Origin of the sequence: Erwinia sp. B116 (assembly GCF_002865965.1) — a bacterium.
Taxonomy (GTDB): Bacteria; Pseudomonadota; Gammaproteobacteria; order Enterobacterales; family Enterobacteriaceae; genus Erwinia.
On sequence record NZ_JRZZ01000093.1, the window covers coordinates 1,559 to 1,891 of the forward strand.

Here is a 333-nt window from a genome sequence, read left to right on the forward strand (position 1 = left end):
ATTTGCAGCACCAAACGGGACGCTGTCCGAGCTGATCACCACCGACGGCGGCATCACCTGGACCGGCACTTACACGCCGAACGCTGATGTGACCGACGCGACTAACCTGATCGTGCTGAACCAGTCGTACGTTCGCGATGCGGCCGGCAATATCGGCCAGGGCCTGGTGGAATCTGACAACTTCGCCATCGACACGCAACTGCCGACCGCCACCATCCAGCTGAGCGATACCGCGCTGAAGGCGGGTGAAGCGTCCACCGTGACCATCACCTTCTCTGAGGCGGTCTCCGGCCTGACCCGCGAAGCGCTGACCGCGCCGAACGGCACCCTGTC

At 63.7% G+C, this 333-nt stretch carries 1 protein-coding gene; it reads left to right on the forward strand.

The window, feature by feature from the left end; translation table 11 throughout:
* Positions 1 to 333: Ig-like domain-containing protein (locus NV64_RS22645; RefSeq protein WP_199177719.1), on the forward strand; the 333-nt coding region annotated here is incomplete at both ends.